The organism is Devosia sp. MC1541 (assembly GCF_012847305.1).
Taxonomy (GTDB): domain Bacteria; phylum Pseudomonadota; class Alphaproteobacteria; order Rhizobiales; family Devosiaceae; genus Devosia.
This window is the reverse complement of sequence record NZ_JABBDZ010000008.1, coordinates 131,455-150,445: the sequence shown is the minus strand read 5'-3', so window position 1 is coordinate 150,445 and position 18,991 is coordinate 131,455. Positions and strand designations below refer to the sequence as shown.

Below are 18,991 nucleotides of genomic sequence, written 5' to 3'. Positions count from 1 at the left end.
TTGCCTCTCCGGTCTCTAGAATTGTCCGGGTCGAAACTGCCCACCCAAGGGGAATACGATGAACATTCATGAACATCAGGCCAAGGCACTGCTGAAAGACTACGGTGCTCCGGTCGCTGCTGGCGTCGCCATTTATTCGGTGGACGATGCTGCGGCAGCTGCGCAGTCGCTTCCTGGCCCGCTTTATGTGGTCAAGAGCCAGATCCATGCCGGCGGTCGCGGTAAGGGCAAGTTCAAGGAACTTGGTCCCGATGCTAAGGGCGGCGTGCGCTTGGCAAAGTCGATCGATGAAGTCGTCGCTTTCTCCAAGGACATGCTGGGCAACACCCTCGTTACCGCGCAAACCGGCGAGGCTGGCAAGCAGGTGAACCGTCTTTACATCGAAGACGGCGCTGACATTGCGCGCGAACTTTATTGCTCGCTGCTGGTCGACCGTTCCGTAGGCCGCGTTGCTTTCGTCGTTTCGACCGAAGGCGGCATGGACATTGAAGCTGTCGCTCACGACACTCCGGAAAAGATCCATACCATTGCGATCGATCCAGAAGCTGGTGTGACCGCGGCCGACGTCGCAACCATCACGAAGGCATTGGAACTCGATGGTGCGGCAGCAGAAGACGCCAAGTCGCTGTTCCCGATCATCTACAAAGCGTTTGTCGAAAAGGACATGGCGCTCTTGGAGATCAACCCGCTGATCGTCATGAAGGACGGGCATTTGCGCGTTCTCGACGCCAAGGTTTCCTTCGACGGAAATGCGCTGTTCCGCCATGACGATATCAAGGCGCTGCGCGACGAAACCGAAGAAGACGCCAAGGAAATCGAAGCCTCCAAGTGGGACCTCGCTTACGTGGCGCTCGATGGCAACATCGGTTGCATGGTGAACGGCGCAGGCCTTGCCATGGCGACCATGGACATCATCAAGCTCTATGGCAAAGAGCCAGCGAACTTCTGTGACGTTGGTGGCGGCGCGGGCAAGGAAAAGGTTGCTGCAGCGTTCAAGATCATCACCGCTGACCCGAAGGTTGAAGGCATTCTGGTCAACATCTTCGGTGGCATCATGAAGTGTGACGTTATTGCTGAAGGTGTGATCGCTGCGGTGAAGGAAGTTGGTTTGAAGGTGCCGCTGGTCGTGCGCCTTGAAGGCACCAATGTCGAACTCGGCAAGAAAATTCTCAATGAATCTGGTCTCGCCATTACGGCAGCAGACGATCTCGACGATGCGGCGAAGAAGATCGTCGCAGCGGTGAACGGCTAAGTTAGAGGACCGGAAACAATGTCTATTCTCGTCAATAAAGACACCAAGATCCTCGTTCAGGGCCTGACCGGCAAGACCGGCACGTTCCACACCGAGCAGGCGCTGGCTTACTACGGCACGCAGATGGTCGGCGGTATTCATCCCAAGAAGGGTGGAGAAACCTGGACCGGCGCTGGTGGCGAAAACCTGCCGATCTTCGCGACCGTTGCAGAAGCCAAAGAACGCACTGGTGCAGACGCATCGGTGATCTATGTGCCGCCTGCTGGCGCTGCTGACGCGATCATCGAAGCCATCGAGGCGGAAATCCCGTTCATCACCTGCATCACCGAAGGTATTCCGGTGGCTGATATGGTGCGCGTCAAGGCTCGCCTTGACCGTTCTAAGTCGCGCCTTCTGGGCCCGAACTGCCCAGGCATACTGACCCCAGAAGAATGCAAGATCGGCATTATGCCGGGTTCGATCTTCCGCAAGGGTTCGGTCGGTATCGTTTCGCGCTCTGGCACACTGACCTATGAAGCTGTGTTCCAGACTTCGAACGAGGGCTTGGGCCAGACCACGGCCGTCGGTATCGGTGGTGACCCGGTTAAGGGCACCGAATTTATCGACGTCTTGGAAATGTTCCTTGCGGACGACGCGACCGAGTCGATCATCATGATCGGTGAAATCGGTGGTTCGGCTGAAGAGGACGCTGCACAGTTCCTGATCGACGAAGCCAAGAAGGGCCGTAAGAAGCCAATGGCTGGCTTTATCGCTGGCCGCACGGCTCCGAAGGGCCGTACCATGGGCCATGCTGGCGCTGTGGTTTCGGGCGGCAAGGGCGATGCAGAATCCAAGATTTCTGCCATGGAAGCTGCTGGTATTCGCGTTTCGCCATCGCCAGCGCGTCTGGGCACCACTCTTGTGGAAGTGCTCAAGGGCTAAGCGCTTCGCGCAGGCTCGGACATGAATTAGACCCAATCGCCTTTCAAAGGCGGTTGGGTGGAAAATAATCCCACTAGGTCAGTGAAGTTGTCTTTTCTCGCCTGGGCTGGATAACGAAATATACCGCAGGCCCGCTCGGGTTTGTCTGGGGCGCGACAAGCATATGCCGCGTGTCATTTAGAACGATGCTAGCCGTCAATTAGGCCAAGGTCGTTCGAAATTGAGCCGCACACCTGCTCAGGGTGTGCTCACTTAACAGGATACTAAGGATAAGCGGTCAGTATCCGATCGAAATTAAGGACCGCGTTAAGGCCGGTTCACCGGCTCGTTTTAAAGGATGGCGGGGCGAGCGCCTCGCACAAAAAGCGATGACACGACAGGAAAAGAACGAGACGTTCTTACTGACCTCCTTCTTGTATGGGGGCAACGCCGACTACATCGAACAACTTTTCTCTCGCTATAAAAGCGATCCTTCCAGCGTCGATGAGACTTGGCAGAATTTCTTTGCGCGCTTGGACGACAGTCCGGCAGACGCGCAGAAGAATGCCGATGGCCCGAGCTGGGGGCGCGCTGATTGGCCGAAGGCCGAGAGTGGCGACCTTGTTGCTGCACTTGACGGCAACTGGGGCGAAATCGCGGTAAAGACCGAAAAAGCTGCTGCGAAAAAGGCTACCACCGAGGGTAAGCCCGCGCCAAGCACGGCAGACGTGCTGCAGGCCACACGCGACAGTATTCGCGCCATCATGATGATCCGTGCTTACCGCATGCGCGGTCACTTGCATGCCGATCTCGACCCGCTGCGCATGCTGGCTAAGGAGCCAGCTCCGGAACTCGATCCGGCAAGCTATGGCTTCACGGAGGCTGACTACAGCCGCAAGATTTTCATCGATAACTATCTGGGCCTCGAATACGCGACGCTTCCAGAAATGCTCGCCATTCTGCAGCGCACCTATTGCGGCACGATGGGTATCGAGTTCATGCACATCTCCGATCCGGAAGCCAAGCAGTGGCTGCAGGAGCGGATCGAGGGTCCAGATAAGGAAATTACCTTCTCGCCGGAAGGCAAGAAGGCGATCCTGAATAAGCTGGTAGAAGCTGAAGGCTTCGAGAAATTCCTCGACGTGAAGTATACCGGCACCAAGCGCTTTGGCCTTGATGGCGGCGAAAGCACCATTCCTGCACTGGAGCAGATCATCAAGCGCGGTGGCGCGCTGGGGATCAAGGACATCGTCCTTGGCATGGCGCACCGTGGTCGTTTGAACGTGCTGACGCAAGTCATGGCCAAGCCGCATCGCGCGCTGTTCCATGAGTTTAAGGGTGGTGCATTCTACCCAGAAGATGTCGAAGGTTCGGGCGACGTGAAGTACCACCTTGGTGCATCGTCGGACCGTGAGTTCGATGGCAACAAGGTTCACCTGTCGCTGACGGCAAACCCATCTCACCTTGAGATTGTTGATCCTGTAGTGTTGGGCAAGGCTCGCGCTAAGCAGGATAAATTTATCGCGCCTGATGCGAAGCTGGTGAACATGGACCAGTCGGCAAAGCCCGACCGTTCTGTCGTTCTGCCGCTGTTGATCCACGGCGACGCGGCCTTTGCTGGGCAGGGCGTTATCGCCGAATGCTTGGGTCTTTCGGGCCTTAAGGGGCACCGTACAGGTGGTTCGATCCATTTTGTGATCAACAACCAGATCGGTTTTACCACGAGCCCGATGTATTCGCGTTCGTCGCCCTATCCGACCGACGTTGCCAAGATGATCGAAGCGCCGGTGTTCCATGTGAATGGTGACGATCCGGAAGCTGTGGTTTTTGCGGCCAAGGTCGCTGTTGAGTATCGGCAGAAGTTCGGCAAGCCAGTCGTTATCGACATGTTCTGCTACCGTCGCTTCGGCCACAACGAAGGCGATGAGCCAAGCTTCACGCAGCCTTTGATGTATTCCAAGATCCGCTCGCATAAGTCGACGCTGGAGATCTATTCGGACAAGCTCGTTGCGGAAGGTCTCTATTCGGCTGCCGAAATCCAGAAAATCAAGGCGGACTGGAAAGCGAACCTTGAAGCTGAGTTTGAAGCGGGCCAAGACTACCGCCCGAACAAGGCTGACTGGCTCGATGGCGCTTGGAAGGATTTCAAGCCAGCTGAGCTCGAAGGCCCACGACGCGGTCAAACCGGCGTTGGGCTCGATGTTCTGCACGATATCGGCACCAAGCTGACCACCGTTCCGGCTGACTTCAACGTCCACAAGACTGTTAAGCGCTTTATGGACAACCGTCTTGGCGCGATTGAAAGCGGCGAAGGCATCGATTGGGCAACTGCAGAAGCACTGGCGTTCGGTACGCTGGTGACTGAAGGTCACCCAGTCCGACTCTCGGGCCAGGACTGTGAACGCGGCACCTTTAGCCAGCGCCACTCGGTGTTGAACGATCAGCAGGTTGAGAACAAGACCTACACCCCGCTCAACAATCTGTCGGCTGACCAGTCCCGCTACGAAGTCATCAACTCGATGCTGTCGGAAGAGGCTGTTCTGGGCTTTGAATATGGCTACTCACTGGCAGAGCCGCGCGCTCTGACCCTTTGGGAAGCGCAGTTCGGTGACTTTGTGAACGGTGCGCAGGTCGTTATCGACCAGTTCATCTCTTCGGGTGAACGCAAGTGGTTCCGCATGTCGGGCCTCGTGATGCTGCTGCCGCACGGCTACGAAGGGCAGGGCCCAGAGCACTCTTCGGCGCGTCCGGAGCGTTTCTTGCAGCTTTGCGCGGAAGACAATATGCAGGTCGCCAACTGCACGACGCCAGCGAACTATTACCACGTCCTGCGCCGTCAGCTGAAACGCGACTTCCGTAAGCCGTTGATCCTGTTCACGCCAAAGAGCCTGCTGCGTCACAAGCGTGCCGTTTCTGGCTTGGTCGAACTTGGGCCAGATAGCTGCTTCCACCGTCTCCTCTGGGACGATGCTGAAGCACCAGGGCTACCAAAGACCACGATCCGCCTCACGTCAGACGAAAAGATCCGTCGCGTGGTGCTGTGTACTGGTAAGGTCTATTACGACCTGCTGGAAGACCGCGAAAAGCGTGGAATTGACGACGTCTACCTGCTGCGCGTTGAGCAACTTTATCCGTTCCCGGCGAAGGCTCTCCACGATGAGTTGAGCCGCTTCCCTAATGCTGACGTTGTTTGGTGTCAGGAAGAGCCTCGCAATATGGGTGCCTGGGCGTTCATCCAGCCCTATGTTGAATGGGTATTCGACCAGATTGGTCGTGAGGGGCAGCGCGTTCGCTACGTCGGTCGTCCGGCCGCAGCATCGCCGGCAACGGGTCTGATGCGTACGCACCTTGCGCAGTTGCAAGCCTTCCTCGACGACGCATTCGCTAAGTAAACCAGTACAAGGACAACAAATATGTCGACTGAAATCCGTGTCCCGACCCTGGGCGAAAGCGTATCTGAAGCCACTATTGGTCAGTGGTACAAGAAGGTTGGTGACACCGTCACCGCCGATGAACCGCTCGTGGAACTCGAAACCGATAAGGTCACTATCGAAGTGCCCGCACCGGCTTCGGGCGTGCTTGAAGCTATTGTTGCAGAAAGCGGCGCGACAGTGGACGTTGGCGCTCTGCTCGGCGCGATTGGCGTGGGCACTGGTGCTGCAGTTTCAGCTCCGGCTGCAGCAGCCGCACCGACTCCTGCAAAGAGCGAAGTTCCAGCGGCCAATGCCGCTGGTCCGGAGCCTGTTAAGCCAGCAGCGGCTGCAACTGACCGTGCACCGACCCCATCTGCTCAGAAGATGATCAACGAAAAGGGCCTCGACGCAGGCTCAATCGCTGGTTCCGGCAAGGCCGGTCAGGTTCTGAAGGAAGACGTGTTGGCTTCGCTGGCACGCCCTGCTGCTGTGGCTGCTGCACCGGCTCCTGCCGCTGCGCCACGCGCACCGTCCAATCCAGATGATGCGGCCAGCGAAGAACGCGTGAAGATGACACGCCTGCGCCAGACCATCGCGCGTCGTCTAAAGGATGCACAGAACACGGCCGCTATGCTGACCACTTTCAACGAAGTGGATATGCAGCCGGTTATGGACATGCGCGCGCGCTACAAGGACCTCTTTGAAAAGAAGCATGGCGTAAAGCTCGGCTTCATGGGCTTCTTCACCAAGGCCGTCGTGCAGGCTCTCAAGGAAATCCCAGCTGTAAATGCTGAGATCGACGGCGATGAGCTGATCTACAAGAAGTATGCCCACATTGGCGTCGCCGTTGGCACCGACAAGGGACTGGTGGTTCCTGTTGTTCGTAACGCGGACCAGATGTCGATTGCTGAGATCGAAAAGGAAATCGGCAACCTCGGCAAGAAGGCGCGCGACGGGCAGCTGTCGATGGCAGACATGCAGGGCGGCACTTTCACCATCTCCAACGGTGGTGTTTATGGCTCGCTGATGTCGACCCCGATCCTGAACGCACCGCAGTCCGGTATTCTGGGCATGCACAAGATCCAGGAACGTCCAGTGGTGGTTGGCGGTCAGATCGTCATCCGTCCGATGATGTATCTCGCGCTTAGCTACGATCACCGAATTGTTGACGGTAAGGAAGCTGTGACTTTCCTCGTTCGCGTCAAGGAAAGCTTGGAATCCCCAGAGCGTCTCGTTCTCGACCTCTAAAAGGTCACAATTGCGCTTTCAAAAGGCCCGCTTCGGCGGGCCTTTTCGTGTGTGCTGCCGGGCCGCGGTTGAGTAGTTTTGGAGATAATTTTGCGACGGTTTGTATTGTGTGTCGCCGCACTATCCTTGTTTCCCTTTACGATTTCCGCTCAGGAACAAGCCAGCAATACGCCACTAATCGGCGAGTTGATGGCGTTCCATGGCTCGAAGGCTATCGTCGATGCCATGACGACCCATTGCTACGAGAATACAGGCCTCGACCCGATCTATAAGGACGCGGCGGCCAACTGGTATCTGCGCAACATCAGCTATTTAGACTTGGCGGATCGGGTCATCACGCGCCTTGGGGGCGCTGCTGAAGGGCAACAACAAGCTGCTGAAACTTATGGCGGCAGCCAGATCATGTCGGCCTTCAATCAGGCGGGCGACAAGGATGTGTTCTGCAAAACATTCTTGGAGCAGGTGCAGAGTGGCACCCTCGATATCGATAAACAGCTGCCCAGTGTCTTGAAGCAGGCACAAGAAATTTCCGCAGGTTGAACCAAACGCGCTTTATCGGCGTAGTATCCTGAGATCGCAGGAGGGTACTATGTCGATAGAGTTGACTTATCTCGTTTGGAGCGCCGCGCTGGCGCTGGCCTATTTGTTCGTGCAGTCAACGTTTTATCGGCTTGATTATGGCGTGGATTACGCCAACAGCCAGCGCGATGAAAATGTGCCCCCGCCGAGCAAGCTTAACGCTAGAGCGCAAAAGGCCCTCGCCAATTTCCTCGAAACTTATGCTGTCTTTGTGGCCCTCGCCATTGCGACGGAAGTTTCAGGCCGCAGTGATGGCTTGACCCAGTGGGGCGCTCATTTGTGGTTCTGGGCACGTTGCGCTTATCTGCCCGCCTATTTTATTGACGTAAAGCAATTGCGCTCAATGATCTGGGTCGTGTCTTTAATTGGCCTGATCTTGATGTTCGTCGGCGTTGCTTTCTAAACTGCCATGCTAAACGGGCAGGGGCACTTGACCATGCTGGCGTTGTGATGGGACGTTGGCTCGTATAACCCTTGTCGTGGCCGTTTGAAGGGCGGGTTGATGAGCTTTCCGTGGTTTGAATTCGCAGGCCTCATGTTGGCCTTCGGTATCAACGCCGTTATTCCCGGCGCGGATTTCGCTATGGTTCTACGCCAAGCCGTAGTGCACAACCGCCGCGCCGCGCTCTTCACATCCGCTGGTATCGCCGCATCCATTCTGGTCCATGGCACCTATACGCTTTTGGGCGTTGGTTTGATCGTTGGGCAGTCTTTGTTGTTGTTCAATGTTTTGAAGTGGGCCGGCGTCGCGTATCTCGTTTGGCTCGCCATTTCGGCCCTGCGCGGTCCGCCGCCCAAAGCGCCAGAAATTGGCGCGAACGATGATGCAGCGACGAGCGATCTTGGCGCGTTTGCCTTAGGGTTTTTGACCAATCTTCTTAACCCCAAGGCGGTACTGTTTTTCTTGGCTCTCTTCACGTCCTTAGTCTCGGTCCGTACGGGTTTTGAGACCAAGGTTTTCTACGTGGGAAGTATGAGCCTAATGCTTTTTACCTGGTTCGCATTGGTGTCGTTTTTCTTTACGACAGCCAGTGTTCGACAGGGCTTTTACCGTGTCGGCCGGTGGTTCAATCGGGTTACCGGCATAACCTTCCTTGCGCTGGCGTTTCGAGTCGCCATCGCGCAGCAGCGCTGAACTCATTGAGGCTTAAACAATGGCAGACCAATTCGACCTTACCATCATCGGTTCGGGCCCCGGCGGGTATGTGTGCGCGATCCGCGCCGCTCAGCTTGGTATGAAGGTGGCCGTTGTCGAGAAATGGCAAACCCTCGGCGGGACGTGCCTCAACATCGGCTGCATCCCATCGAAGGCGCTGTTGCACGCCTCTGAGCTTTTCGAAGAAGCGAACCACAATTTTAAGGCGCTCGGCATCGATATTTCGACGCCTAAGCTGAACTTGCCCCAGATGATGAACCACAAGGCTGATGTGGTGTCGTCCAACGTTGGTGGCGTTGAATATCTCTTCAAAAAAAACAAGATCACCGTATTCCGCGGAATTGGCTCAATCCCTGCTGCGGGCAAGGTGCTGGTCACGCCGCAGTCTGGTGCTCAGACTGAAATTCTGACGAAGAACATTGTGATCGCTACCGGATCGGTCTCGGCAAACCTGCCGGGCATCGAGATCGACGAAGAAACCGTCGTCACCTCCACAGGGGCGCTTGAACTTCAGGCTGTGCCGAACAAGCTCGTGGTGATTGGTGCTGGTGTCATTGGCCTAGAACTCGGCTCGGTGTGGATGCGTCTTGGCGCGCAGGTGACCGTTGTTGAATATCTCGACCGTATTTTGCCGGGTATGGACAGCGAAGTCGCGCGCCAGTTCCAGCGGATGCTGCAGAAGCAGGGTATGGAATTCAAGCTGTCGAGCAAGGTCGCTGGTGTTGATCGCGAGGAAGATGGCTCGATCAAGGTTCGTGTTGAAGCAGCACAGGGCGGGGCAGCAGAAGTGCTGGCTGCTGACGTTGCATTGGTTGCCATCGGCCGTAAGGCGAACACCGAGGGGCTTGGCCTCGATATCGTCGGTGTTGCCGTTGATGAGCGCGGCCGTGTTCAGGTGGATGGCCATTACAAGAGCTCGGTCGATGGCATCTATGCAATCGGCGACGTCATTGCTGGCCCAATGCTGGCGCATAAGGCGGAAGACGAGGGCATTGCCGTTGCCGAAATTCTGTCCGGTCAGGCCGGCCACGTGAACTATGCAGCTATCCCGGGTGTGGTTTACACCAATCCGGAAGTGGCGACCGTCGGCAAGACGGAAGATGAGCTCAAGGCTGAAGGCGTCGATTACAAGATCGGCAAGTTCCCCTTCACCGCCAATGGTCGTGCCAAGGCGATGATGTCGACGCAGGGCTTCGTCAAAATTCTTGCTGACGTGGAAACTGACCGCGTGCTTGGCGCGCATATCATCGGCAAGAACGCTGGCGAGATGATCCATGAGCTCGTAACGCTCATGGAATTCTCCGGCGCATCGGAAGATCTAGCCCGCACAACGCACGCGCATCCGACGCTTTCTGAGGCGATCCGTGAGGCTGCGCTTTCGCTCGGCGATGGGGCAATTCACATCTAAATCTTCGCACCGAAATTCGTCATCTGAGCCTCCAAGCCTATACGGTTTGGCGGCTTTTTGTTTGTTGCTAGAGATTTAGTCGTCATACAAATTCTGCAACTTGTCTGTTGACTCGGTTTTTCTACTTCCATACAAGTTGCTCCAGTATCGTCTTGCATACTAGATGGTATGGGCGGTAAACGTCCGGGCTCGATATGAGGATACGAGTCTAAAAGCACCTTGGGAGGTTCTATATGTTCCATATGCAGAAGAAGGCTATTCTGGCCTTCGTTGTCTCCAGCCTGATGGTTTCAGCTGCTAGCGCACAGACTGTGTTGCGCTCGTCCGATACCCATCCTGATGGCTACCCAACCGTTGAAGGCGTAAAGAAGTTCGGCGAGCTTCTTTCGGAAAAGACCGGCGGGAAGTATAGCGTAGAAGTGTTCCACTCGGCGCAATTGGGTGGTGAAGCTGATACCATTGAGCAGACGCAGTTCGGTGTCATCGACATGAACCGCATCTCCATTGGCGCTTTCAATACACAGGTTCCAGAAGCGACCGTCACTCAGCTTCCTTATATTTTTCGCTCCACTGAGCACTTCCACAACGTTCTGGACGGCCCAATCGGCGAAGAAATTCTCGCAGCCTTCGAGAAGGTGGACGTTATTGCGTTGAACTTCTACGACGGTGGCGCGCGTTCGTTCTACAACAGCTCCAAGCCGATCACTTCCCCGGCCGATATGTCCGGCATGAAGTTCCGCGTGATGCAGTCGGACATCTTCGTTGACATGGTTGGCGCTCTCGGCGGTAACGCTACGCCAATGCCATATGGCGAAGTGTACTCCAGCATTCAGACCGGCGTTATAGACGGTGCTGAAAACAATTACCCCAGCTATGACACTGCCGGTCACGCTGAAGTTGCTAAGTTCTTCTCGCTCGACGAACACCTGATGGTTCCAGAAGTACTGGTCGTTTCCAAGGTAGTTTGGGACGGACTGGACGCAGAGACCCAGCAGGCCATGCGCGAAGCTGCCAAGGAATCTGTCGCTTACCAGCGTGAACTCTGGCAGGCGAAGGAAGTTGAATCCAAGGCTGCTGTCGAAGCGCTCGGTGCCACCATCAACGAAGTTGATAAGGCCCCATTCATCGAAGCGATGAAGCCTGTCTACGACAAGTACGTTACCGATCCAAAGCTGCAGGATCTGGTTGCCCGCATTCAGGCAACCGAGGGCTAAAACCCGTACGCACCGGGCCCGCAAAAGTCGCGGGCCCGGTTTCCACCCTGCGGAGGACATCCTATGAAAACATGGCTCCCCACTTTCAGCATGCTGCTGAGAGGGCTCTCGACTGCCGCGCTTTGGCTTGCTGGTATTGGCATTGTCGTCATGACTGCCATCGTCTTCTATCAAGTCTTTATGCGCTACGCGATGAATTCGTCGCCGCCTTGGACTGAGGCGACCGCCATTATGTTGATGAGCTGGACGATTTTCCTAGGCGCAGCCGTTGGCGTTCGCGAAAACTTCCATATGGGTTTTGACGTTTTGATCTATGTTTTGCCGCCAGCCGCCAAGGGTGTGCTGCGGGCGATCAGCGACGTTGCGGTTTTCGCATTCGCTTCAGGCATGATCTATTACGGCGCACTTCTGGCCATTCGTGGTTGGACGGTGACCATTCCCGTTCTGCATGTGCCGCAGACCATGACCTACCTCCCTGTCGTTATTTCGGGTGTTCTGATGTGCCTGTTCTCGCTTGAGCGCCTCCTGCGGCGCTGGGCCGGTGAACCCATCGATGAACCCGTTTCTGAACTCGTGACCGAGGCCTAAACACCATGGAATACTGGATCCTTTTCGGTGTTTTCACCGCGCTTATGCTGGTCGGTACACCAATCGCCTTCTGTCTTGGCATCGCTAGCTTTGCGACCGTTCTCTATCTGGGACGCCCGGCGATGGTGGTGTTTCAGCAGCTCAACTCGGGTCTAGCGGGCTTTACGCTCCTGGCAATTCCGTTCTTCATCTTCGCTGGCGATCTCATGATGCGCGGTGGCATTGCTGCACGCATTATCGCCTTTGCGGGGTCCATTATTGGACACGTGCGCGGTGGTCTCGGCCAGGTGAACGTGGCGGCATCGACTTTGTTTGGTGGTATTTCCGGTTCTGCTGTCGCTGAAGCGGCGGCGGTTGGCGGGATCATGATCCCGCAAATGAAGGAACGTGGCTACGGTGCTGACTATGCGGTGAACGTCACCTCAATGGCGGCTTTGATCGCTCTGTTGCTGCCGCCTTCGCACAATATGATCATTTACTCGCTCTCGGGCGGTGGTCGCATCTCGATTGCGGATCTGTTCACTGCCGGCATTATTCCGGGCCTTTTGCTCGCCGTTGCGCTGATGATCACGGCTTACCTCGTGGCTGTGAAGCGCGGGTACCCGACTGAGCCATTTCCTGGTTTCCGTAAGGCCTTCCAGTATTTCCTCATTTCCATCCCCGGCCTGATGCTGATTGTCATCATCTTCGGTGGCGTACGCTCGGGAATGTTCACGGCGACGGAAAGCTCGTGCATCGCGGTGATCTATGCTCTGCTTGTGACGCTGTTCGTCTATCGCAGCCTGAGCTGGGGTGAGTTTGTTCACGCTGTGCTGGGTGCTGTGCGCACGACCTCGATGGTGTTGTTCATCATCGGTGCCGCAGCTTCGTTTGGTTGGCTAATGGCTTACCTGCGCGTTGCTCCGATCTTGACGGACTTGATCTCAAACATCACCCAAGACCCGCTCATGGTGCTGCTGCTGATCAACATCGTCTTGCTGCTGCTCGGCACCTTTATGGACATGGGTCCGCTGATCATCATCACCACACCGATCTTCCTACCGATGGTTACCGCCTTTGGTGTGAACCCGGTGCACTTCGGGGTGATCATGATCCTCAACCTAGGCATTGGCTTGAATACCCCGCCCCTTGGACCGGTGCAGTTTGTCGCGGCGGCGGTGGGCAAGATAACGGTCTGGGAAGCAATGAAGAGCATTTGGCCCTTCTATCTTGCTGGTCTGATTGTCTTGGGTCTCGTTACATACATCCCGGCGCTGTCGCTTTGGCTCCCAAGCCTGTTCCGGTGATGTCATGGCTTTGCAAGAAGCGGGCGCCGAGCGCGCCCGCAAACCCAAGCTTGCGTCAGTGGTCGCAGAGACATTGCGACAAAGAATTGGAGCCGGGGAGTTTGTTCCTGGCGCCAAGCTTCCCAGTGAAGCCAAGCTGACAAGTGTCTTTGGCGTTAGCCGCACAGTCATCCGTGAAGCCATTGCTGCTTTGGCCGCTGATGGGATCGTTGAACCTCGGCAGGGTGCAGGGCTCTACGTCATGGCCAACGCGGCCTCGACGTTCAGTGCCTTGGGTGGTGCCGGGACGCACAAAATCTCGGTCGCCCTCAACGTTCTTGAAGTGCGTATGGGGATCGAGATCGAGGCGGCTGGCTTGGCGGCGGTGCGCCGTAGCTCGAGCCAAGAAGCAGAGATGCGGGAAACGTTCAATGAGTTCGGGCGTCTTCTGGAGCAAGGGACCCCAACCGGGCGCACCGATTTCGCATTTCACCGATCCATCGCGTCGGCGACCAACAACCCTTTCTATCTTGAGGTGCTGGAGGCACTCGGTAGCCGAACCATACCCTGCGATGTTGCCTCTCCCTGGGGCACAGAGAGCGTACTGACTTACGACTATCAAGCCGGATTGCATGAAGAGCATCGCGCCATCCTGAACGCGATTTGCGACCAAAACGAAGACGCCGCGCGTGAGGCCATGCGCGACCACCTATCTCGCAGCCAGCAGCGCTATCGCCAGCGGTTGGACGAACAGAACTAAGTGAGGACTGTCATGAGCACTGAGTACGAAATTCGCTTTGCTATCGATCCGATTGCCGCATCGGTAATGGGCACTGAGGAGCTACGCGACGCCTTCTTGGTTGAAGACCTCTTCGAACCGGACACGGTGCGTTGGGTTTACACACACTATGATCGTATGGCCGTCGGTAGCGCGGTACCTGCTGGCGCTCCCCTGGCGCTCTTGCCCATCAAGCCGACAGGCACGGAACACTTCCTAGATCGCCGCGAGTTGATTGCCGTGAATATTGGTGCGCCAGGCACAATCGTCGTCGACGGCGAAAACCACGCGGTCGGGTCGCGCGACATGCTCTACATTGGCATGGGCAACAAAGACGTTCAGTTCGCGGGAGAGGGCGCAAAGTTCTATCTCCTCAGCGCACCAGCCCACGCGTCCTATCCGACAAAGCTGTTGCAGCAGTCCGGCGCAAAACGCTTGGAAGCAGGCGCTGCGGATACCGCCAATGAGCGGACAATCTTCCAATACGTCAATGCTGACAGTGTGAAGACCTGCCAGCTCGTCGTCGGTCTTACACAATTCGCGCCCGGCTCTGTGTGGAACACCATGCCCGCTCACGTGCATGACCGCCGAATGGAGGCCTATCTCTATTTCGACCTCAAGCCGGATGCTTTTGTCATTCACCTAATGGGTGAGCCAGAAGAAACCCGTCATCTCATCGTTCGCAACGAAGAGGCTGTTATCTCGCCGCCTTGGTCCATCCATTCCGGCGCAGGCACGGGCGCTTACACCTTCATCTGGGCGATGGCGGGCGACAATGTCGATTACACCGACATTGAAAAGGTAGAGATGGGAGATCTCTACTAATGGACCTGTCCGCGTTTAGCCTTTCGGGCAAGACCGTGATGGTGACTGGTGCCAACACCGGCATTGGTCAGGGCATTGCGCTCAGCATTGGCCGAGCGGGAGGCCGCGTTATTGGTGTTGGGCGTTCCAGCATGGATGAGACGGCGTCCATTATGGAGGCTCAGGGTTCGGGCTTCATCGCCGTTCAATCAGACCTAAGCTCTCCCAGTGCCGCGCAGGCTATGTTCGACGCAGTTTGGGCAGAGCATGGCCCAATCCATGGCTTGGTCAACAATGCCGGGATCATCAAGCGCGTTGATGCAGTCGACTTCTCTGAAGAGGACTGGGACAGCGTCATGGATGTAAATCTTAAGACGGTGTTTTTCCTCTGCCAGTCGCTGGGGCGCAAAGCCCTTGCCGAGGGGCGACAAGCGCGGATCGTCAATATCGCGTCGATGCTCAGCTATCAGGGCGGTATTCGCGTTGCCAGCTACACGGCATCCAAGTCAGGCGTGATGGGCATCACCAAGCTTTTGGCCAATGAGTGGGCGGCCAAGGGAATCAATGTGAATGCTATCGCGCCCGGTTATATCGAGACCAATAACACTGAAGCGCTGCGCAATGATCCGGACCGGTCGGCATCGATCTTGGGGCGTATTCCAGCAGGTCGCTGGGGCGTGTCGTCGGACATTGGCGATGCAGCGGTTTTTCTTTTGGCACCGGCTTCCAATTACATGCATGGGGCGACGATCCCCGTGGATGGCGGCTGGCTAGCGAGGTAACGACATGAGCCAACAAGCGTTTTTTGCTCAGCCAAACGCCAGTGAATGGATTGAATTGTCGCCCGGCAATACGCGGCGTGTGCTGATCCATACCCCGGAAATGATGCAGGTCGAATTCGGCTTCGATAAGGGGGCCGTCGGCGCATTGCATAGCCACCCGCATATTCAGGTGAGCTATGTCGCCGAAGGCTCCTTTGAGGTGACGATCGACGGCAAAACCGAGATCGTGGGGCAGGGGGGCAGCTTTATTGTGCCGTCCGGCTTGGTGCACGGCGTCGTCGCGCTTGAGAAGGGGCGGCTGGTTGATGTGTTCACGCCGCACCGCGCTGATTTTCTGTAAGCGATCAGCTGTGAACACTTGTGCCAAAACGATGGGTGAGACAGAGGACATGCGGTGCCGTACAGTGGCCGCAGATTCTTCCGTCCCCCCACAGGCTGGCCATGCTGCTTATTGCATTCTATATCGCCATTACCGCCGAAGCCATGACAGCGGCGCTCGCTGCGGGTCGTCGGAACATGGATTGGTTTGGCGTGTGCCTCATCGCCTGTGTCACCGCGCTTGGCGGGGGCAGCATGCGGGACGTTCTAATCGGCCACTATCCGCTCACCTGGGTCGCGAACCCTTATTTGCTGCTGTTGGTGTGTGGCGCGGCTTTGCTGACCATCCCATTGGCGCGCGTCGTCGATCGGCTGAAGTGGCCCTTCCTGGCACTCGACGCGTTCGGTCTGGTGGTGTTTTCGATCATTGGCTGCAACATTGCCATGGAACTCGATCTGCATCCGATGATCATCATCGTCTCGGGCATCATCACCGGGATCGTGGGCGGTATTCTGCGCGATGTGCTGTGCAACGATATTCCCTTGGTGTTCCAAGGCGAGCTTTATGCGACCGTTTCGCTGATCACGGGCGCGCTCTATTACGCCGGGCTCATGCTGAACTTCTCGCCGGATCTGACAGCGGCGGTCGCCATCGCGGTGGGCTTTACGCTGCGTATGCTGGCTTTGACCTTCAAGTGGGAAATGCCGCGCTTCGTCTACGACAGGCAAATGCGCAAGTAGCGCAGCGCAACCGAGCGACCAGCGCTCGTTCATTACCATCACATATCGAGCCAGATCCCCGCGCGCGGCAGCATCCGCACGCGGGTGTTTGTGCGCGCCTATCACATTCAAGAACAATCGAATTTATGGAGCTTTAAGTGCGACAGACATGGAGATGGTTTGGTCCGAAGGATTTGACCAGCATCGATGACATCACCCAAGCTGGCGCCGAAGGCGTGGTCAGTGCGCTGCACCACGTTCCCAATGGTGTCGTCTGGACGAAGGAAGAGATTGCCAAACGCCATTCGGAAATTTCTACGCGTAAGGACGGTTCTGCTTCCGGGCTCACTTGGGATGTGGTCGAAAGTCTTCCTGTTACCGAGGACATGAAAAAGCAGAAGGGCGATTGGCGGGAGCATATCGCCAATTACAAAATTTCGATGCGCAACCTCGCTGACAGCGGCATTGAGACGATTTGCTACAATTTCATGCCGGTTCTGGATTGGACGAGGACCGATCTGCGCTGGCAGGTTGCGCATGGCGGCTCCTGCATGCGTTTCGATATCGCCGATTTTGCCGCTTTTGATATTCATATCCTCAAGCGCCCTGGCGCACCGGCGGACTTCACAAATGCCATTGCCGATGAGGCAGGGCGGCGCTTTGAAGCGATGTCGGAAGACGACAAGAAGCAGCTCGCACGCAACGTCACCATGGGCCTGCCAGGCTCAACGGAGTCGATGTCGCTCGAAGACGTACAAGCGCACCTCAATGAATATGGTGCGATCAGTCGCGATCAGCTCCGCCAGCACTTTATCCACTTCCTTGAAGAAGTGGTGCCAACAGCGGAAGACCTCGGTTTACGGCTGTGCTGCCATCCTGATGATCCGCCGTTCGCTTTGCTCGGCTTGCCACGCATCATGTCGACGGCTGAGGACTACAAATACATTCTCGACGCGGTGGATAGCCCAGCGAATGGCATGACGTTCTGTACGGGGTCCCTAGGGGCGCGTCCTGACAATGATCTGCCAGCCATCGTTGAGCAATTCGCCGAAAAAATCCACTTCCTGCACCTGCGTAACGTCAAGCGTGACAATGACGACATCATGGGCTCGTTCTATGAGGCCGAGCATTTGGGGGGCGATACGGACATGGTTGCGGTTATCGCGGCTGTGATCAAGGAAGAGCGCCGCCGCAAGGCTGCGGGTCGCAAGGATTGGCAGATCCCGATGCGTCCGGATCATGGTCAGGATATTTTGGACGACCTCGGTCGCCGGGCGCAGCCGGGCTATCCCACTATTGGCCGGATGAAGGGCTTGGCGGAGCTGCGTGGCGTGTTCACCGCGCTTGAGCACGGAGCGTTCGGGCTAAAGTAAGCCGATAAGCGCTAGGAATAAGAAAGGGCTGGATCATCGATCCAGCCCTTTGTGTTTAGTCTTCGAGAAGGTAACCGCCAGCGCGGCTGGGGAGGACTTCCTTGCCTACGATCTTGGCGATGGACGCACCTGCTGGCACATACTTGGCCATGACGCGGGACAGCACAAAGCCATCTGCACTGGTGGTGATTGGCGTGCGGGCGATAAAGGCCTCGGGGCCGTCCATGGCGATGAGATCGGCGATCACGTCGCCCTTCTTGACTTCATCGCCCAGCTCGACGCGATAGGCGAGAAGGCCCGGGCGGTCTGTGCGCAGAACCTCTGTCGCTTCAAACGGCACGAAAGCGGGTGCTGGCGTAGCGGGATTAACAGTGTCGTTGATCAAGCCGCGATCACAGAAGAAGCCATAAAGACCATTAGCGTCCTTGCTACCGATGTGATCGAACACGTCGGCTTGGCCGCGATATTCGAGGGTCGCGGTTTCAGCGGCCATCGGGATCGGCAGGCCTGGATTGGCGGCCTGTGCCTTACGATAGAGGTTCGGGAGCACTTCGTCGAAAGAGCCGCCGCCGCTGTCTTCAGCGGTCAGCGTTGCCGCCACACCCATACGATCTGCCAAAGTCTGAAGGCCGGTCATCTCGGGCGAAGTGAAGATATGTTGGAGACTATCGTCATCGCAATGCAGGTCGAGCACGATGTCCGCGTCATGCGCGGACTTCATGACCAGAACCCGCAGCTTCTGGTTTGCGGTGAGTGGGATCTGGCTGTCGAGCCATTCACCAACTGCAGCACGCAAAGTTTTGACGTTCTCAGCGCCGCTCGTTCCGAGCTTGCCAGCGACGTTGTCCGCAATCGCCGGATAAAGGTCTGGCCAACGGCGGTTGAAGTTGATGCCACTGCCGAGATCATAGCGACCGATGTGACGGCGCAGGACGCGCGTGTCGAGACCGAGCGGATTGACCGACGGGAAAATTACAAAGCGTGCGTTGAGCTTTCCGTTGGCGTCAGCATCACGCAGCATGGGCAGCAGGTGATGGAGCGCCATGGTGCCGGGCTGTTCATCGGCATGCATGGCCGCTTGAAGATGCACCTTGGTCTCGGCGGTTTCAGGACCGACGGTGTACCAATAAAGCGTGGTTGAGTGGCCAGGCGCATCGCCGGCCACGACAGTGGAGTGCTGCTGGAAAGTCATG

18 protein-coding genes are annotated in these 18,991 nt (G+C 56.7%); 17 read left to right on the top strand and 1 reads right to left on the bottom strand.

Annotated elements, in window-relative coordinates; all coding sequences use genetic code 11:
- Positions 1–58: 58 nt before the first annotated feature.
- From sucC to uxuA, 17 genes are all read left to right on the top strand, one after another.
- Complete coding sequence (sucC, locus tag HKD40_RS10815) at positions 59–1,252, top strand: ADP-forming succinate--CoA ligase subunit beta (RefSeq protein WP_169195764.1); 1,194 nt, start codon at positions 59–61, stop codon at positions 1,250–1,252.
- 18 nt (positions 1,253–1,270) lie between these two features.
- Positions 1,271–2,173, top strand: coding sequence for a succinate--CoA ligase subunit alpha (gene sucD / locus HKD40_RS10810; protein WP_169195763.1), 903 nt, complete (start codon positions 1,271–1,273; stop codon positions 2,171–2,173).
- A 368-nt stretch (positions 2,174–2,541) separates the two neighbouring features.
- The gene (locus tag HKD40_RS10805) at positions 2,542–5,544 is read left to right on the top strand and encodes a 2-oxoglutarate dehydrogenase E1 component (protein ID WP_169195762.1); all 3,003 of its coding nucleotides are present in this window, start codon (positions 2,542–2,544) and stop codon (positions 5,542–5,544) included.
- A 21-nt stretch (positions 5,545–5,565) separates the two neighbouring features.
- Complete coding sequence (gene odhB / locus HKD40_RS10800; protein WP_169195761.1) at positions 5,566–6,813, top strand: 2-oxoglutarate dehydrogenase complex dihydrolipoyllysine-residue succinyltransferase; 1,248 nt, start codon at positions 5,566–5,568, stop codon at positions 6,811–6,813.
- Positions 6,814–6,903: 90 nt separating this feature from the next.
- Complete coding sequence (locus tag HKD40_RS10795) at positions 6,904–7,353, top strand: hypothetical protein (protein WP_169195760.1); 450 nt, start codon at positions 6,904–6,906, stop codon at positions 7,351–7,353.
- A 49-nt stretch (positions 7,354–7,402) separates the two neighbouring features.
- Positions 7,403–7,795: an MAPEG family protein gene (locus HKD40_RS10790; RefSeq protein WP_169195759.1), complete on the top strand. Its 393-nt coding sequence runs from the start codon at positions 7,403–7,405 to the stop codon at positions 7,793–7,795.
- 99 nt (positions 7,796–7,894) lie between these two features.
- Positions 7,895–8,527 (top strand): LysE family transporter, encoded by a 633-nt coding sequence (locus HKD40_RS10785; protein ID WP_169195758.1) that lies wholly within the window; start codon positions 7,895–7,897, stop codon positions 8,525–8,527.
- Positions 8,528–8,546: 19 nt separating this feature from the next.
- Positions 8,547–9,956 (top strand): dihydrolipoyl dehydrogenase, encoded by a 1,410-nt coding sequence (gene lpdA / locus HKD40_RS10780; protein ID WP_169195757.1) that lies wholly within the window; start codon positions 8,547–8,549, stop codon positions 9,954–9,956.
- Positions 9,957–10,189: 233 nt separating this feature from the next.
- Positions 10,190–11,170, top strand: a complete 981-nt coding sequence (locus HKD40_RS10775) for a TRAP transporter substrate-binding protein (RefSeq protein ID WP_199368532.1) — start codon at positions 10,190–10,192, stop codon at positions 11,168–11,170.
- 63 nt (positions 11,171–11,233) lie between these two features.
- Positions 11,234–11,758, top strand: a complete 525-nt coding sequence (locus HKD40_RS10770) for a TRAP transporter small permease (protein ID WP_169195756.1) — start codon at positions 11,234–11,236, stop codon at positions 11,756–11,758.
- 5 nt (positions 11,759–11,763) lie between these two features.
- Entirely contained in the window at positions 11,764–13,044 is a 1,281-nt protein-coding gene (locus HKD40_RS10765) for a TRAP transporter large permease (RefSeq protein ID WP_169195755.1), read from the top strand.
- Between the two features lie 4 nt (positions 13,045–13,048).
- Complete coding sequence (locus HKD40_RS10760; protein WP_169195754.1) at positions 13,049–13,783, top strand: FadR/GntR family transcriptional regulator; 735 nt, start codon at positions 13,049–13,051, stop codon at positions 13,781–13,783.
- A 12-nt stretch (positions 13,784–13,795) separates the two neighbouring features.
- A complete protein-coding gene (gene kduI / locus HKD40_RS10755; RefSeq protein ID WP_169195753.1) occupies positions 13,796–14,626 on the top strand; it encodes a 5-dehydro-4-deoxy-D-glucuronate isomerase in 831 nt (276 codons plus the stop codon).
- On the top strand, positions 14,626–15,387 hold the full coding sequence (kduD, locus tag HKD40_RS10750) for a 2-dehydro-3-deoxy-D-gluconate 5-dehydrogenase KduD (RefSeq protein WP_169195752.1): 762 nt from the start codon (positions 14,626–14,628) through the stop codon (positions 15,385–15,387). The genes kduI and kduD overlap by 1 nt, the downstream gene beginning before the upstream one ends.
- A gap of 4 nt (positions 15,388–15,391) precedes the next feature.
- Positions 15,392–15,727 (top strand): cupin domain-containing protein, encoded by a 336-nt coding sequence (locus HKD40_RS10745; RefSeq protein WP_169195751.1) that lies wholly within the window; start codon positions 15,392–15,394, stop codon positions 15,725–15,727.
- Between the two features lie 101 nt (positions 15,728–15,828).
- Positions 15,829–16,446, top strand: a complete 618-nt coding sequence (locus HKD40_RS10740; protein ID WP_169195750.1) for a trimeric intracellular cation channel family protein — start codon at positions 15,829–15,831, stop codon at positions 16,444–16,446.
- Positions 16,447–16,583: 137 nt separating this feature from the next.
- On the top strand, positions 16,584–17,798 hold the full coding sequence (uxuA, locus tag HKD40_RS10735) for a mannonate dehydratase (protein WP_169195749.1): 1,215 nt from the start codon (positions 16,584–16,586) through the stop codon (positions 17,796–17,798).
- 55 nt (positions 17,799–17,853) lie between these two features.
- On the opposite strand, the gene HKD40_RS10730 is transcribed toward uxuA, so the two are convergent.
- Positions 17,854–18,990, bottom strand: coding sequence for a succinylglutamate desuccinylase/aspartoacylase family protein (locus tag HKD40_RS10730; RefSeq protein ID WP_169195748.1), 1,137 nt, complete (start codon positions 18,988–18,990; stop codon positions 17,854–17,856).
- Between the last annotated feature and the right edge of the window lies 1 nt (position 18,991).

Coding starts and splice junctions, on each gene's coding strand:
- HKD40_RS10790 (WP_169195759.1), top strand. CDS start 7,403: ATGTCGATAGAGTTGACTTATCTCGTTTGGAGCGCCGCGCTGGCGCTG.
- HKD40_RS10740 (WP_169195750.1), top strand. CDS start 15,829: ATGCTGCTTATTGCATTCTATATCGCCATTACCGCCGAAGCCATGACA.
- HKD40_RS10785 (WP_169195758.1), top strand. CDS start 7,895: ATGAGCTTTCCGTGGTTTGAATTCGCAGGCCTCATGTTGGCCTTCGGT.
- HKD40_RS10730 (WP_169195748.1), bottom strand. CDS start 18,990: ATGACTTTCCAGCAGCACTCCACTGTCGTGGCCGGCGATGCGCCTGGC.
- lpdA (WP_169195757.1), top strand. CDS start 8,547: ATGGCAGACCAATTCGACCTTACCATCATCGGTTCGGGCCCCGGCGGG.
- kduD (WP_169195752.1), top strand. CDS start 14,626: ATGGACCTGTCCGCGTTTAGCCTTTCGGGCAAGACCGTGATGGTGACT.
- HKD40_RS10760 (WP_169195754.1), top strand. CDS start 13,049: ATGGCTTTGCAAGAAGCGGGCGCCGAGCGCGCCCGCAAACCCAAGCTT.
- HKD40_RS10805 (WP_169195762.1), top strand. CDS start 2,542: ATGACACGACAGGAAAAGAACGAGACGTTCTTACTGACCTCCTTCTTG.
- HKD40_RS10745 (WP_169195751.1), top strand. CDS start 15,392: ATGAGCCAACAAGCGTTTTTTGCTCAGCCAAACGCCAGTGAATGGATT.
- HKD40_RS10765 (WP_169195755.1), top strand. CDS start 11,764: ATGGAATACTGGATCCTTTTCGGTGTTTTCACCGCGCTTATGCTGGTC.
- HKD40_RS10775 (WP_199368532.1), top strand. CDS start 10,190: ATGTTCCATATGCAGAAGAAGGCTATTCTGGCCTTCGTTGTCTCCAGC.
- HKD40_RS10770 (WP_169195756.1), top strand. CDS start 11,234: ATGAAAACATGGCTCCCCACTTTCAGCATGCTGCTGAGAGGGCTCTCG.
- sucC (WP_169195764.1), top strand. CDS start 59: ATGAACATTCATGAACATCAGGCCAAGGCACTGCTGAAAGACTACGGT.
- odhB (WP_169195761.1), top strand. CDS start 5,566: ATGTCGACTGAAATCCGTGTCCCGACCCTGGGCGAAAGCGTATCTGAA.
- sucD (WP_169195763.1), top strand. CDS start 1,271: ATGTCTATTCTCGTCAATAAAGACACCAAGATCCTCGTTCAGGGCCTG.
- kduI (WP_169195753.1), top strand. CDS start 13,796: ATGAGCACTGAGTACGAAATTCGCTTTGCTATCGATCCGATTGCCGCA.